This window comes from Burkholderia sp. Bp9012, assembly GCF_003853825.1.
Classification (GTDB): Bacteria; Pseudomonadota; Gammaproteobacteria; order Burkholderiales; family Burkholderiaceae; genus Burkholderia; species Burkholderia diffusa.
Window position 1 is genome coordinate 36,373 of the sequence record NZ_QTQA01000001.1, and the last position, 11,969, is coordinate 48,341.

Annotated in this window: 13 protein-coding genes; 5 read left to right on the forward strand and 8 right to left on the reverse strand. The window is 66.0% G+C overall.

Going from position 1 to position 11,969, the window contains the following annotated elements:
- Positions 1-56 precede the first annotated feature (56 nt).
- Positions 57-1,685 (reverse strand): NADP-dependent glyceraldehyde-3-phosphate dehydrogenase, encoded by a 1,629-nt coding sequence (locus DIE11_RS00175; RefSeq protein ID WP_124620667.1) that lies wholly within the window; start codon positions 1,683-1,685, stop codon positions 57-59.
- A gap of 489 nt (positions 1,686-2,174) precedes the next feature.
- On the reverse strand, positions 2,175-3,125 hold the full coding sequence (locus tag DIE11_RS00180; protein WP_059601054.1) for a LysR family transcriptional regulator: 951 nt from the start codon (positions 3,123-3,125) through the stop codon (positions 2,175-2,177).
- 227 nt (positions 3,126-3,352) lie between these two features.
- Between DIE11_RS00180 and DIE11_RS00185 the strand changes: the two genes are divergently transcribed.
- Positions 3,353-4,381: a DUF1338 domain-containing protein gene (locus tag DIE11_RS00185; RefSeq protein WP_059601056.1), complete on the forward strand. Its 1,029-nt coding sequence runs from the start codon at positions 3,353-3,355 to the stop codon at positions 4,379-4,381.
- A gap of 78 nt (positions 4,382-4,459) precedes the next feature.
- Here DIE11_RS00185 and DIE11_RS36110 read toward each other — a convergent pair whose 3' ends face one another.
- Genes DIE11_RS36110 through DIE11_RS36115 form a run of 4 tightly spaced genes read right to left on the reverse strand, consistent with a single transcriptional unit; the run spans position 4,460 to position 5,425 of the window.
- Positions 4,460-4,609, reverse strand: coding sequence for a hypothetical protein (locus DIE11_RS36110; RefSeq protein ID WP_156429781.1), 150 nt, complete (start codon positions 4,607-4,609; stop codon positions 4,460-4,462).
- Complete coding sequence (locus DIE11_RS00190) at positions 4,606-4,803, reverse strand: CsbD family protein (RefSeq protein WP_059601059.1); 198 nt, start codon at positions 4,801-4,803, stop codon at positions 4,606-4,608. Before DIE11_RS00190 ends, DIE11_RS36110 begins: the two co-directional genes overlap by 4 nt.
- Positions 4,804-4,856: 53 nt before the next feature.
- Positions 4,857-5,204, reverse strand: coding sequence for a BON domain-containing protein (locus tag DIE11_RS00195; protein ID WP_124620670.1), 348 nt, complete (start codon positions 5,202-5,204; stop codon positions 4,857-4,859).
- 56 nt (positions 5,205-5,260) lie between these two features.
- On the reverse strand, positions 5,261-5,425 hold the full coding sequence (locus tag DIE11_RS36115; RefSeq protein WP_162840554.1) for a hypothetical protein: 165 nt from the start codon (positions 5,423-5,425) through the stop codon (positions 5,261-5,263).
- A gap of 386 nt (positions 5,426-5,811) precedes the next feature.
- On the opposite strand from DIE11_RS36115, the gene DIE11_RS00200 reads away from it, so the two are divergent.
- The 4 genes from DIE11_RS00200 (at position 5,812) to DIE11_RS00215 (ending at position 10,652) form a co-directional block, all read left to right on the forward strand.
- Positions 5,812-7,356, forward strand: coding sequence for a helix-turn-helix transcriptional regulator (locus DIE11_RS00200; RefSeq protein ID WP_124620672.1), 1,545 nt, complete (start codon positions 5,812-5,814; stop codon positions 7,354-7,356).
- Between the two features lie 157 nt (positions 7,357-7,513).
- Positions 7,514-7,705 carry a CsbD family protein gene (locus DIE11_RS00205; RefSeq protein ID WP_059601065.1) on the forward strand — a complete coding sequence of 64 codons (192 nt, stop codon included), beginning with the start codon at positions 7,514-7,516 and terminating at the stop codon, positions 7,703-7,705.
- 429 nt (positions 7,706-8,134) lie between these two features.
- The gene (locus DIE11_RS00210; RefSeq protein WP_124620674.1) at positions 8,135-9,286 is read left to right on the forward strand and encodes a branched-chain amino acid ABC transporter substrate-binding protein; all 1,152 of its coding nucleotides are present in this window, start codon (positions 8,135-8,137) and stop codon (positions 9,284-9,286) included.
- A 193-nt stretch (positions 9,287-9,479) separates the two neighbouring features.
- A complete protein-coding gene (locus DIE11_RS00215) occupies positions 9,480-10,652 on the forward strand; it encodes an FAD-binding oxidoreductase (protein WP_059601807.1) in 1,173 nt (390 codons plus the stop codon).
- A gap of 124 nt (positions 10,653-10,776) precedes the next feature.
- Here the strand turns inward: DIE11_RS00215 and DIE11_RS00220 are convergent, their stop codons facing one another.
- Both DIE11_RS00220 and DIE11_RS00225 read right to left on the reverse strand, forming a co-directional pair.
- Positions 10,777-11,349, reverse strand: coding sequence for a PAS and helix-turn-helix domain-containing protein (locus DIE11_RS00220; protein ID WP_124620675.1), 573 nt, complete (start codon positions 11,347-11,349; stop codon positions 10,777-10,779).
- Between the two features lie 35 nt (positions 11,350-11,384).
- A complete protein-coding gene (locus tag DIE11_RS00225) occupies positions 11,385-11,957 on the reverse strand; it encodes a DUF5943 domain-containing protein (protein ID WP_124620677.1) in 573 nt (190 codons plus the stop codon).
- Positions 11,958-11,969 lie beyond the last annotated feature (12 nt).

Here is an 11,969-nt window from a genome sequence, read left to right on the forward strand (position 1 = left end):
GTCCAGCCAGACGAACGATCCGCCGCGCGAACACGCGGCGGATCGGCTTCGGCGCTTCAGAAAATGAAGCCCGTGTTGATGAACTTCGAGTAGTGATCCGACACGATCGAATCGAGCAGCTGCTTGCTGCCGTCGGTCTGCTTCGCCGCGACCATCGAGCGGATCGAGAACGCACGCAGCGCGTCGGTCACCGACAGCGTGCCTTCCGCCGAATCCTTGCGCCCCGCGAACGGGAACACGTCCGGCCCGCGCTGGCACTGGCAGTTGATGTTCACGCGGCACACCTGGTTGACGAGCGGATCGACGAGCGCGCCGATCTGCGCCGGATCGGAACCGAAGATGCTGACCTGCTGGCCGTGCTCCGACGTCGTCACGTAGTCGAGCGCGGTTTCCACGTCGTCGAACGGCGCGACCGGAATGATCGGCCCGAACTGCTCCTCGCGATACAGCTTCATCCCTTCGGACACCGGATACACGACGGCCGGGTAGAACAGCGTCTTGCTGAATTCGCCGCCCGAATGGTTGACGACCTGCGCGCCCCTGGCCTTCGCGTCGTCGATCGCGTCGGTCATGTACGCGGTGCGATGCATGCCCGGCAGCGGCGTGATGCTGACGCCTTTTTCCCACGGCATGCCGATCTTCAGCTGTTCGAGCGCGGCGGTGAAGCGCTTCAGGAATTCGTCGACGATCGAGCGATGCACGAGCAGCATCTTCAGCGCGGTACAGCGCTGGCCATTGAACGACAGCGCGCCGAGCAGGCACTCCTTCACGGTGAGATCGAGATCGGCGTCGGGCAGCACGATCGCCGCGTTCTTCGCATCGAGGCCGAGGATCGCGCGCAGGCGGTGCGACTTCGGATGCTGCTTCTTCAGGTGATCGGCGACCTTGCTCGAGCCGATCAGCGCGAGCACGTTGATCTTGCCCGACGCGAGCATGTGCGGCACGACCACTGCGCCCGGCGCGTAGATCGTATTGATCACGCCTTTCGGGAACGCGTCGCGGAACGCCTCGAGCAGCGGCTCGAACAGCAGCGTGCCGTACTGCGGCGGCTTGAACACCACGGTGTTGCCCATCAGCAGCGCGGGGATCAGCGTCGCGAAGGTCTCGTTCAGCGGATAGTTGTACGGCCCCATGCACAGCACGACGCCGAGCGGCGTGCGGCGGATCTGGCCGATCGTGCCTTCCGCGATCACGAAGCGCGAGTTCGCGTTGTCGAGCTCCTTCAGCGCGTCGATCGTCTGCGTCATGTACGTGACGGTGCGGTCGAACTCCTTCTGCGAATCGGCGAGACTCTTGCCGATCTCCCACATGATCAGGTTCACGACCAGCTCGCGCTGCGCGACCATCCGCTTGATGAAGTCCTGCATGCACGCGATGCGCTGCTCGACCTTCATCGTCGGCCACTCGCCGCGGCCCGAGTCGTACGCGCGCACCGCGGCGTCGAGCGCCGCATCGCTTTCCGTCTCGCTCATCACCGGATAACTGCCGATCTCCATCTGCGCGACGCTGCCGTCCGGCTGGCGCACGCACACGGGCGACAGCACGGTCTTGGTCGCGCCGTCCCACGGGCGCAACTCGCCGTCGACCAGCGACACGCGCTGGTGGATCGGCGCGGCGAGCCGGAACTCGGCGGGGATGTCTTGATAGGCGGGAAACAGCTGCTGCAGGGAGGCGGAATCGGGCATGACGGTCTCGTTTGACGGGGTGTCCGGGAAGGACGGGCGATGCGGAATCCTGAGCTGAACGATCCTCGAACCTGAATCGGCATCATGACGCGCGGACGAAGCGGCGTCACGCGGCGGCATGGCCGAAACGCGGACTGGAACCAGTTCCATTTAAAAGGAACGCCGAACCGATTGCAAGATTTGCCGAACGCGATCGCACAATGCGTAAGCAATTTGAAGGAATGTGTCCGAATGGCGGGTATAAGTCGCCTGGTGCATGCGCAAACGTTTCACTTCGGCCGGATTGGGCGGATAATGGCCCGGCGCGGCGAAGCAAAAATTGCCCCGGAACCTGAGAGAAAACACACGCAGTGAAGAAATGAGAGAAGGTCCGCCGCGCTGCCGAAGCGAGGTCGGCTGCCCGGAGCGCCGGGTCGGGGTTGCCCGCCCGGCGCGCACCGGACTTTCGCAGCCGGCCACCCGCGTCGCCCGACCTCGCGATGCCCCGCGTTATTCGACGTCCTCGTCGTCTTCATCGTCCTCCATTTCGTTCTCGTCCCGCCCCGGCGCCGCATACGCGCTCGCCTGCTCCAGCAACCATGCACGAAACGACTCCAGCGGCTTGCTGTGACTGAGCTCCGTCGGATAAACGAGGTAGTACGCCGAATCGCCAACCGTCGCCGCGTCGCACGGCACGACGAGGCCGAGCTGCTGCAACTGCTCCTCGACGAAGAACTTCGGCACCAGCGCGATCCCGAGCCCGGCCGCGGCCGCGCTGATCAGCATCGTGTGCAACTCGTAGCGCACGCCCTGCATGGTGCGGATGTCCTCGATGCCGTGCGTCTCGAACCATTGCGCCCAGGCGCCGGGACGCGTGGTCGAGTGCAGCAGCGGATAGGCGAGCAGATCCTCCACGCGTTCGACCGGCCCGTCGAGCAGCGCGGGCGAGCAGATCGGCACGACTTCCTCGCCGAACAGGTAATCGGACGACGTGCCGGGCCAGGTCGGCTTGCCGTAGTGGATCGCGGCTTCGAAGTGCGTGTCCTCGAACGAGAACAGGTCGGTGCGGCTGCCCATGTTCACGCGCACGTCCGGCGTGCGGTCATAGAAGCTCTTGATGCGCGGGATCAGCCAGTGCGACGCGAAGGTCGGCAGCACTGCGAGCTCCAGGTAGCCGCCGCCGCTGCCGTGCGCGATGATCGACAGCGTGTCGCGATCGAGCGCCTCCAGCGCGCGCCGCACCTGCGTGCCGTACAGTTTGCCGGCGCGCGTCAGCACGACGCGCTGTTTCACGCGCGCGAACAGCCGCACGCCGAGGCTCGCCTCGAGCGTCGCGATCTGCCGCGATACCGCGCTTTCGGTCAGGAACAGCTCCTTGGCCGCGTGCGTGAAGCTCTCGTGGCGCGCCGCGGCTTCGAAAGCCACGAGCGCACCCATGTTGGGGATCTTGAATTTGCGCATGATGCTCGTTTTGTCTGACGAACGGACCCGCCCGCGGCGGGCCGGAGGACGAGTGCGGAGACGGCCGATAATTCCAAAAACTCATCACGTCTCAATTTAATCTCGCTTTACGCCCCGCTGCAACCCTTTGAATAATGCATCCCACGCAAGGCCAGGCGCCCGCTGGGCGGCCGGCCAATCGAGTTGCCGGCACGCTTGCCGGCGGTCCCCCGAACACGAGAATCCTGATGCGCAATCCGAATATCGAGAGCCTGCTGACGAAGCTGCTGGGACAGGCGAAGACCGACGCCCTGTTCGCGACCCTGAACATGCCGGCCATCCTCGACGAATGGGAAACCGACGTCGTCACGCGCGCGGAAATCGCGCAGGCGATGAACATGGCGCTGTTCGAAGGGCTGCTCGAACGTTCGGCGAACGGCCGCGCGTACACGGCCGACGCGATCGAAAACGGCGGCTCGGTCTACTTCGACCACGGCGCGCTGCGAACGGTGCGCTGGCCGCACACGGGCGCGCTGCCGCCGGGCGAAGCCGCGTTCACGCGCATCCTGCGTCCGCTCGGCTTCCGCCTGAACGGCCGTTATCCGCTCGACAAGCTCGGCATGACGGGCCGCGCGTATGCGCATGAAGACGCACCGGACGAGATTGCGCAGTTCTTCGTCAGCGAACTGCATCCGGAGCGCTTCTCCAGGGAATTTCAGCAGGCCGTGACGAACGTCGTGAGCTCGTCGCGCGATCCGCTGTCGCCGGCGTCCGTCGCGCTCCTGTGGGAGATCGAGCGCGAGGGCTGGCTCCCGCTCGACGCCGCGCATGCGCTGCTGCCGGAGATCGTCGGCGCATTCGCGCGCCAGCACGACCTGCCGAACGAACTCGACTACGAGACGCTGCTGCTCGAATCGGCCGAGATGGCGTGGATCGCGACCGAAGGCAACGCGTTCAACCATGCGACCGATCGCGTGGCCGACGTGTTCAAGCTATCCGACGACGAGAAGGCGAAGGGCCGGCCGATGAAGCCGGAAGTCGAGCGCTCGCGTTCGGGCCGCGTGTTCCAGACCGCCTATCGCGCGGACATCGTCGAGCGCGAATTCCGCACGCGCGACGGCGGGACCGTGAAACGCAACGTGCCGGGCTCGTTCTACGAGTTCATCACGCGCCGCCGCACGTTCGACCAGGCGGCGCGCCGCTGGGTGACGGACCTGCGTTTCGACGCGGGCAACGCGCAGGGCATCTTCAAGATGACGGCGAACGCGGCGAAGTAGACGCCACGCACGCAGACAAACGGGCCGACGGCTGTCAACAGCCGCCGGCCCGTTTGCATTGGATGGGCGGCGCGATCGTCAGAACAGGTGCGTGACCAGATAGAACAGCACCAGCACGCCGAGCGGTACGCCGAGCAGCCATGCGATCAGATATTTGCCCATGTCGTGGTCCTCCGCGTGGCCGCGATGCAGGACGCATCGCGGCGGGGTGAGGCGACGTCGCGTCAAAGGTCGCGATCGAACTCCTTCAACTGCTTCTCGGCTTCGTCGCGTGCGATCCCGTAACGCTCCTGGATCCTGCCGGCCAGATAGTCGCGGTTGCCTTCGGCGACCGCGAGATCGTCGTCGGTCAGCTTGCCCCACTTGGCCTTCAGCTTGCCGGTCAACTGCTTCCATTGACCCTTGATCTTGTCTTCGTTCATCGTGTGCTCCTGGAATAAGGGGAAAAAAGCGCGACGCTCGGCCGCGCGACGGTTCAGGCCTTCGCCTTCAGGCCGGATGCGTCGACGTGCTTCACGCCCTTGATCGAGCGCGTCACGGCGACGGCCTTCTTCACCGCGGTCTTCGACGGCAGCACGCCCGTCAGCGTGACGACGCCATCGACCGTCTTCACGTTGACGTGAACGCTTTTCACGCCATCCGTGGTCGCGAGTTCGCTCTTTACCTTGGTCGTGATCCACGTGTCGGTGACGGGCTGGTTCGATTCCGCCTTCATGCCGTCGTCGGTCGACGACGATGCCTGTGCGTTCGTGAGCGGGGCGGCGCAAAGCAGGAACGCCGCGCTGACGGCGAGCAGCGCCGACAGGTTCGAGGTCTTGTTCATGGATGTGCTCCTTCGATTGACGTGGTGGATGGGAATCGGCGCAGGCGCGCCGTGCTTTACCGTGCGATCGGCGTGTCGTAGCCGGGCTCGCGCGGCGGCATGTCGGGGCGCGGCACGTCGGGCGGCAGCGGCACCGGCGGATCGGTGCCGGGCGACGGTTCGGGCGGATGGTCCGGGGCCGGCTCGGGTCGCGTCGGATCGGGTGTCTGATGCAGCTTCATCAGGGGATCCTCCTCTGCGGTATGAAAGGGCGGCGCATGGGCGCCGATGCACTACCAGCGTACCGGCGCGAATGCACGCGGACATCGCGCAAATTCACCGGATCGGCTAGTGCGTTTGCACGGGGACGGAACGAAGGAGCGGGAACGGGACGTGCGTCGTGATGCGCGCGATGCGGGATGATCGGCGCGCCAGTCGTGCCGCGCGCAGCTCGGCGGGATAGCGCACGCAAGCGGAGCGGCGTGCGAATGTACTATTGCGCATGGTGCATCCGCGCCTGTCGATTGCATCGGCCGCACGCGATCATCGCGTGCACGCGCCAGCCGGCGCAGGTTGGCGCGGAGGCGACCGGCCCGTCAACCATGTCGACCATGTGGACCACCGATCAATGGACGAACGCGTAAACGAACAGGCGCTGAAGTCGCATACCGACAGGCGCCAGCTGCACCAGATCATCGCGGGGCTCGCCGAGGGCGTGATCCTGATCGAGCCCGACCAGCGCATCGTGTGGGCGAACGAGGCCGCGCTCGCGATGCACGGCGTCGCCGAGCTCGACGCGCTCGGCGCGGACGTCACCGAGTATCGCGAGCGCTTCCGGCTTCGCTACCGGAACAATCATCCGGTGCGCGACGGCCACTATCCGATGGATCGCGTGATCGCGGGCGAGGAATTCAGCGACGTGACCGTCGAAGTCGAATCGGCCGCCGACGAGAACGTGAGCTGGGTCCACCGCATCCGCAGCCTCGTGCTGACGAACGCGGCCGGCGAGCCCGACTGCCTCGCGCTCGTGCTGCACGATGCGACCGAATGGGCGAGCGCCGAGGACCGCTTCGAGCGCACGTTCAACGCGAACCCGGCGCCGGCCGTGATCTGCCGGCTCGACGACCTGCGCTACGTGAAGGTCAATCAAGGCTTCCTCGAGATGACGGGCCATGCGCGCGACGACGTGCTCGGCCGCTCCGTCTACGAAGTCGACGTGCTCGAACAGGCCGAGCGGCGCGAACTCGCGATCGAGCGGCTGGGTGAGGGCGCGACGATCCCGCAGATGGAGGCCGTGCTCAAGTGCGCGGACGGCGGCACGAAGGCGGTGGTGGTTGCCGGGCAACCGATCGACATGAACGGCGAGGCGTGCATGCTGTTCACGTTCATGGATCTCGAGCCGCGCAAGCAGGCCGAGCTCGCGCTGCGGCAGAGCGAGGAGCGTTTCGCGAAGGCGTTCCGGATGGCGCCGGTCGCGACCGCGATCGTCACGGCCGGCCGCTTCGAGCTGCTCGACGTGAACGATGCCTTCGTCGGGATGGCCGGCCATGCGCGCGACGATCTGCTCGGCAAGTCGGCGGACGAGATCGGGCTGTGGGCCGACCGCGGGGCCCGGCAGCGCATCGACAGCCAGCTCGCGCGCGACGGCAACGTGCGCAACGCGGACGTGCAGATCCGCACGCGCGACGGCGATGTGCGCGATTGCGTCGTGTCGGCCGAACCGGTCGCGATTCACGGGCAGGATTGCCTGCTGATCGCGCTGCTCGACATCAGCGACCGCAAGCGCACCGAGATGGAACTCGTCTATGCGATCGAGACCGCGATGCAGGACGCGTCGTGGTTCAGCCGCACGCTGATCGAAAAACTGGCGAACGTGCGGCGCGCGAATGCGCCGGATGCGGGCGCGCAGTTGTCGGACCTCACCGCGCGCGAGCGCGACGTGTTCGACCTGCTGTGTCACGGCCTCGCCGACAAGGAGATCGCCGCTCGCCTCGGGCTCGCGCCGAACACGGTCCGCAATCACGTCGCGACGATCTACGCGAAGCTCGACGTGCATAGCCGCGGCGAGGCGATCGTGTGGGCGCGCGAGCGGGGGATCGTCGGCGCGTCCGACACGAACGGCGCGCGGGGCGAGAAGGGCGCCGAGAAGGGCGGCACGAGCGGCAAGGACTGACGCCGGGCGTCGGGCCATCGGTGCGAATGCACCATGCAGGCTGGTGCATCCGCATCTGCCGCGCGCGGCGCGCGGCTGCGATCCTGTCCACTCGGCGGTGCGGCGCAGGCTGCCGTGCCGTCGGCTCTCTCTCCCCAACTCATCGCAGGAGACGACCATGGACAGGAATCGCATCGAAGGCAAACTCAAACAAGTGAAGGGTTCGGTCAAGGAAGCGCTCGGCAAGGTGACGGGCGACCGCGAGACGGAAGCGGAAGGCGTGGCCGAACAGCAGGCCGGCGAGGTCCAGGAGAAGGCCGGCGAGGCGGCCGATGCCGTGCGCAAGCAGACGGGCACCGATAGGCATTGACCGGCCCCGCGTCATCGACCGGATCGCGCGATGTGCCGAGCGTTACCGCTGCCTGATTCGGTGATGATGCTTCATCGGCATTACCCCCGCGCAGCCTCGGTGCAACGGGGCAAGCGCGCACCCCGCTGATGTTTCTTCTCCCCGGCCCGCCGTCGCGCGGGCCGCGTGCCGTCGGCAGCGTCGGCACTTGATGACAATTCCTCACAACGTAGTTCCGATATTTCGTTTGCTGCACGCGTATTGGCTACCCACAATCGGTTCACCTCTTTCGCGCCGACAGGTTTCCCGGAGACGGAACCGCGAAGATCGACCGGCAAGTGACGCGCCATCGGCGCCAGGCCGGCGACAGAACAATCACCGGCACGCGGGAGGTCGCCGGCGCGCGATGATCGCGCGTCGCATCCCGACCCACAGAAGAAGGATTGGCTGATGACGTTCCGCATTCGTTCGCTTTCCGGTATTGCACTGACCGCCGCGATCCTCGCATTCCAGACGGGCGCGGCCCACGCGCAGGAGACGGTCGTCAAGGTCGGCGTGGCCGTGCCGCTGACCGGCGGCGGCGCCGCATACGGCAAGGACATCGAGAACGGCGTGCGCATGGCCGTCGACGAAGCGAACGCCGCGCACACGACGATCGGCGGCAAGCCGGTGAAGTTCGTCGTCGCGTCGCAGGACGACCAGAGCGATCCGCGCATCGGCGTGCAGGCCGCGCAGCAGTTGACCGACGCGCAGGTGGCCGTCGTGATCGGCCACTTCAATTCCGGCACGACGCTGCCCGCATCGAAGATCTACGCGAAGGCCGGCATTCCGATGATCACGCCGTCGGCGACCAATCCGGACATCACGCGCGCCGGGCTCGGCACCGTGTATCGCGTGATCGCGACCGACGCGCAGAACGCCGGCAACGCCGGTTCGTATGCGGCGAGTGTGACCAAGGCGAAGCGCATCGCGATCATCGACGACCGCACCGCGTTCGGCCAGGGCGAAGCGGACGAGTTCGAGAAGGCCGCGAAGGCGAACGGCGGCACGATCGTCGCGCGCGAATTCACGAACGACAAGGCCGTCGACTTCAGCGCGCAGCTCACGAAGATCAAGAGCACGAATGCCGACCTGGTGTTCTTCGGCGGCCTCGACGCGCAGTCCGCGATGCTGGTCAAGCGCATGCGCCAGCTCGGCATCCGCGCGCAGTTCCTGGCCGGCGGCGGCGTGATGAACGCGAACTTCATCAAGCTCGCCGGCAACGCGGCCGAAGGCGCGGCCGTGTGGGAATACGGGCAGCCGCTCGCGCGTCTCGCGAAGGGCAAGCAGTTCGAAACGAAGTTCCGGCAGAAGTACGGCGTCGACATGCTCGCTTATGCGCCGTTCGCGTACGACGCGACGTGGATCGCGATCAACGCGATGCAGAAGGCGAACTCGACGAAGCCGGCCGAGTTCAACGGCGCGCTGAAGGGCACGCGCTACGACGGCATCACCGGCACGATCGCGTTCACGAACACGGGCGACCTGAAGAACCCGAGCTCGACGCTGTATGAAGTGAAGAACGCCGCGTGGCAGCCCGTCACCACGCAAACGGCGGACTGAATACCCGAACGCGCGCGGACTTTCGCGGCGACGCAGGACGTGCTGAAATAGCCGGAGCGATCGGATGCGGTCGCGGCGCACGTCGGGGCGATTCGCCGGGTGGTCCGCTCGCACGGCGCCGCGCGCGACGCGGCACGAACAACCTTCGGCGCGGCCGGCCGGCCGCGCCTTTCACGTGCAACTGGAGTCAGTCGTGAGTTCTCAAGTCGTCATCGTCGGCGGTGGTGTGATCGGCAGCTCGATCGCCTATTTCCTGCGTGCTACCGATCCGACGGTGTCCGTGACCGTCATCGAACGCGATCCCACCTATGCGAGGTCGTCGTCGGCGCTGTCGGCCGCGTCGATTCGCCAGCAGTTCTCGACGCCGCTGTCGATCGAAATGTCGCTGTTCGGGATCGACTTCCTTCGCACGATCGGCGAACGGCTCGAGGTCGACGGCACGCGGCCGTCGATCGATCTGCACGAAGGCGGTTATCTGTTTCTCGCGACGCCGGCGGGCGATGCGACGCTGCGCGAGAACCATGCGCTGCAGACGAAGCTCGGTGCCGATATCCTGCTGATGGATCGCGATGCGCTGCGCGCGAAGTTTCCCTGGCTGAACGTCGACGATCTCGTGTCGGGCTGCTATGGCGTGAGCGGCGAAGGGTGGTTCGACGGTTACGGGCTCGTGCAGGCGCTGCGCAAGAAGGCGCAGGCACTGGGCGCGCGGTATGTGCCGGCCGATGTGACCGGCGTCGTTCGCGACGGTCGCAAGGTCACGCACGTGGTGACGAACGACGGCGAGCGCTACGCATGCGACACGCTCGTCAACGCGGCCGGTGCGTGGACGCGCACGCTGTCGTCGATGATGGGCATCGACATCCCCGTGTATGCGCGGCGTCGCAGCATCTTCAACGTGTCGTCGCCGGCGAAGCTGACCGATTGCCCGCTGCTGATCGATCCGACGGGCGTGTATTTTCGGCCGGAAGGGCGCACGTACATCTGCGGAACATCGCCGAGCCCGGATCGCGATCCCGACGACCTGCCGCTCGACGAGGTCGATCACGACCTGTTCGACGAGGTGATCTGGCCGACGCTCGCCAATCGCGTGCCGGAGTTCGAAGCGCTGCGCGTGGAGAACTGCTGGTCCGGGTACTACGAATACAACGTGTTCGATCACAACGCGATCATCGGATATCATCCCGAACTCGACAACGTGGTGTTCGCGAACGGGTATAGCGGGCACGGGCTGCAGCAAGGGCCCGCGACGGGGCGTGGAGTGAGTGAACTGATCCTGGGCGGGCGGTATGAATCGCTCGACCTGTCGTCGCTCGGCTGGGAGCGTGTGCTCGAAAACCGGCCGATCGTCGAAAAGAACGTCGTGTAGCGCGGCGTGACCGCCCGGTGTGGGGTGGGCGGGATTCTCCTTGTGTCTCAATCTGATTGGCCCGGCTTTGCCGGGCTTTTTTTCGGAGCGGGGATGCAGGATGCGCCGCTCTCGCGCGCGCAACTCACGCCAGCAGGCACGCGATCAGTTCGTGGGTCGTGCGTACCTCGTATTTCCTCAACAAGCTCGCGCGATGAATATCGACCGTGCGCGGGCTGATGCTCAGTTCCTTGCCGATTTCCTTGCTGGTGAGCCCGTGAACCAGGAATGCCGCGACGTCGCGCTCGCGATCGGTCAAGGTGCTGGTGACGTCGGGATGCTTGGCGTTCTCCGACAGGTCGGTGAAGGTCCAGATGGCCAGCTCGAAGGGCCGCTTCGGGTTGTAGCCGAAGCCGCACACGGTGACCCAGAAATGACTGCCGTCGACGCGACGCATGATGCGGTCGTCGCTGAACCCCGCATGTTTCGCGAGCAGCGGCGCGAGGCGGCGGCCCGTCGTCGCGAAGTCCTTCTGCTGCGGATACAGCTTCGCGAACGACTGGTCGATGATGTCGTCGCGGGTCGCCCGGAACAGTTGCAGCGCCTTCTCGTTGCAGTCGACCATGATGCGTTCCCTGGCGACGATGGCCGCGACGGGCAGATGCCTGAAGAGATCTTCGTAGTCGAGGCTTGGCATCGTGTCGGTCATGGTCGGCATCTTGTCGACGGGTCCGAACCGTGTTCGGACCAAGGCTATCGGGCGGGTTCGCTCCCGTCGGATTGTAGCGCTTGCAACGGTTTGCGCCCGACATGAAAGACACAGCAGTCGTGTCCTTCTCCCGCGCACCGGACCTCCGAAGCATGCGCGCGCGGGCCCTTGCTCGCCGTGTCGAGCGCGGTGTCGTTGACCCAGTCCATCGCGCCGGCGAACCAGCCCGCGAACATGTAGCAGAGCTTGCCGTGCTTGTCGGGCTGCGCCAGCACGAACGACGAGTGGTGCAGATGGATGCGCGCATGCGACGTCGCCGGATCGGCTTCGGCGATGCTGAACACGCCCCAGCCGCGCTGCGACAGCCGTTTCAGATAATGTTCGAACACGGCCATGCCGCCGATGCCGTGCTGCTTCGCTTCCTTGTCGCACCAGTGATGGGCGGACTTGTAGCCGGCCGTGTAGAGAATCGACGCGTAGGCGGCGCGGCCGAGCGCTTCCTCGACGGCGACATGATTGTTCGTGAAGAAGTGGCGCGGCACGTACAGCATCGGCAGCGCGTCGGTGGTCCAGACACCGGTGTCCGGATCGACGTCGATGGGCAATTGCGGTTGCATGGCGGGTGTGTA

What these genes read in the sequence shown, in the direction of transcription:
- DIE11_RS00195 (WP_124620670.1), bottom strand. Translation starts at nt 5,204, where the DNA reads ATGAACAAGACCTCGAACCTGTCGGCGCTGCTCGCCGTCAGCGCGGCG.
- DIE11_RS00180 (WP_059601054.1), bottom strand. Translation starts at nt 3,125, where the DNA reads ATGCGCAAATTCAAGATCCCCAACATGGGTGCGCTCGTGGCTTTCGAA.
- DIE11_RS00190 (WP_059601059.1), bottom strand. Translation starts at nt 4,803, where the DNA reads ATGAACGAAGACAAGATCAAGGGTCAATGGAAGCAGTTGACCGGCAAG.
- DIE11_RS00185 (WP_059601056.1), top strand. Translation starts at nt 3,353, where the DNA reads ATGCGCAATCCGAATATCGAGAGCCTGCTGACGAAGCTGCTGGGACAG.
- DIE11_RS00225 (WP_124620677.1), bottom strand. Translation starts at nt 11,957, where the DNA reads ATGCAACCGCAATTGCCCATCGACGTCGATCCGGACACCGGTGTCTGG.
- DIE11_RS36115 (WP_162840554.1), bottom strand. Translation starts at nt 5,425, where the DNA reads ATGAAGCTGCATCAGACACCCGATCCGACGCGACCCGAGCCGGCCCCG.
- DIE11_RS00205 (WP_059601065.1), top strand. Translation starts at nt 7,514, where the DNA reads ATGGACAGGAATCGCATCGAAGGCAAACTCAAACAAGTGAAGGGTTCG.
- DIE11_RS00210 (WP_124620674.1), top strand. Translation starts at nt 8,135, where the DNA reads ATGACGTTCCGCATTCGTTCGCTTTCCGGTATTGCACTGACCGCCGCG.
- DIE11_RS00220 (WP_124620675.1), bottom strand. Translation starts at nt 11,349, where the DNA reads ATGCCGACCATGACCGACACGATGCCAAGCCTCGACTACGAAGATCTC.
- DIE11_RS00200 (WP_124620672.1), top strand. Translation starts at nt 5,812, where the DNA reads ATGGACGAACGCGTAAACGAACAGGCGCTGAAGTCGCATACCGACAGG.
- DIE11_RS00175 (WP_124620667.1), bottom strand. Translation starts at nt 1,685, where the DNA reads ATGCCCGATTCCGCCTCCCTGCAGCAGCTGTTTCCCGCCTATCAAGAC.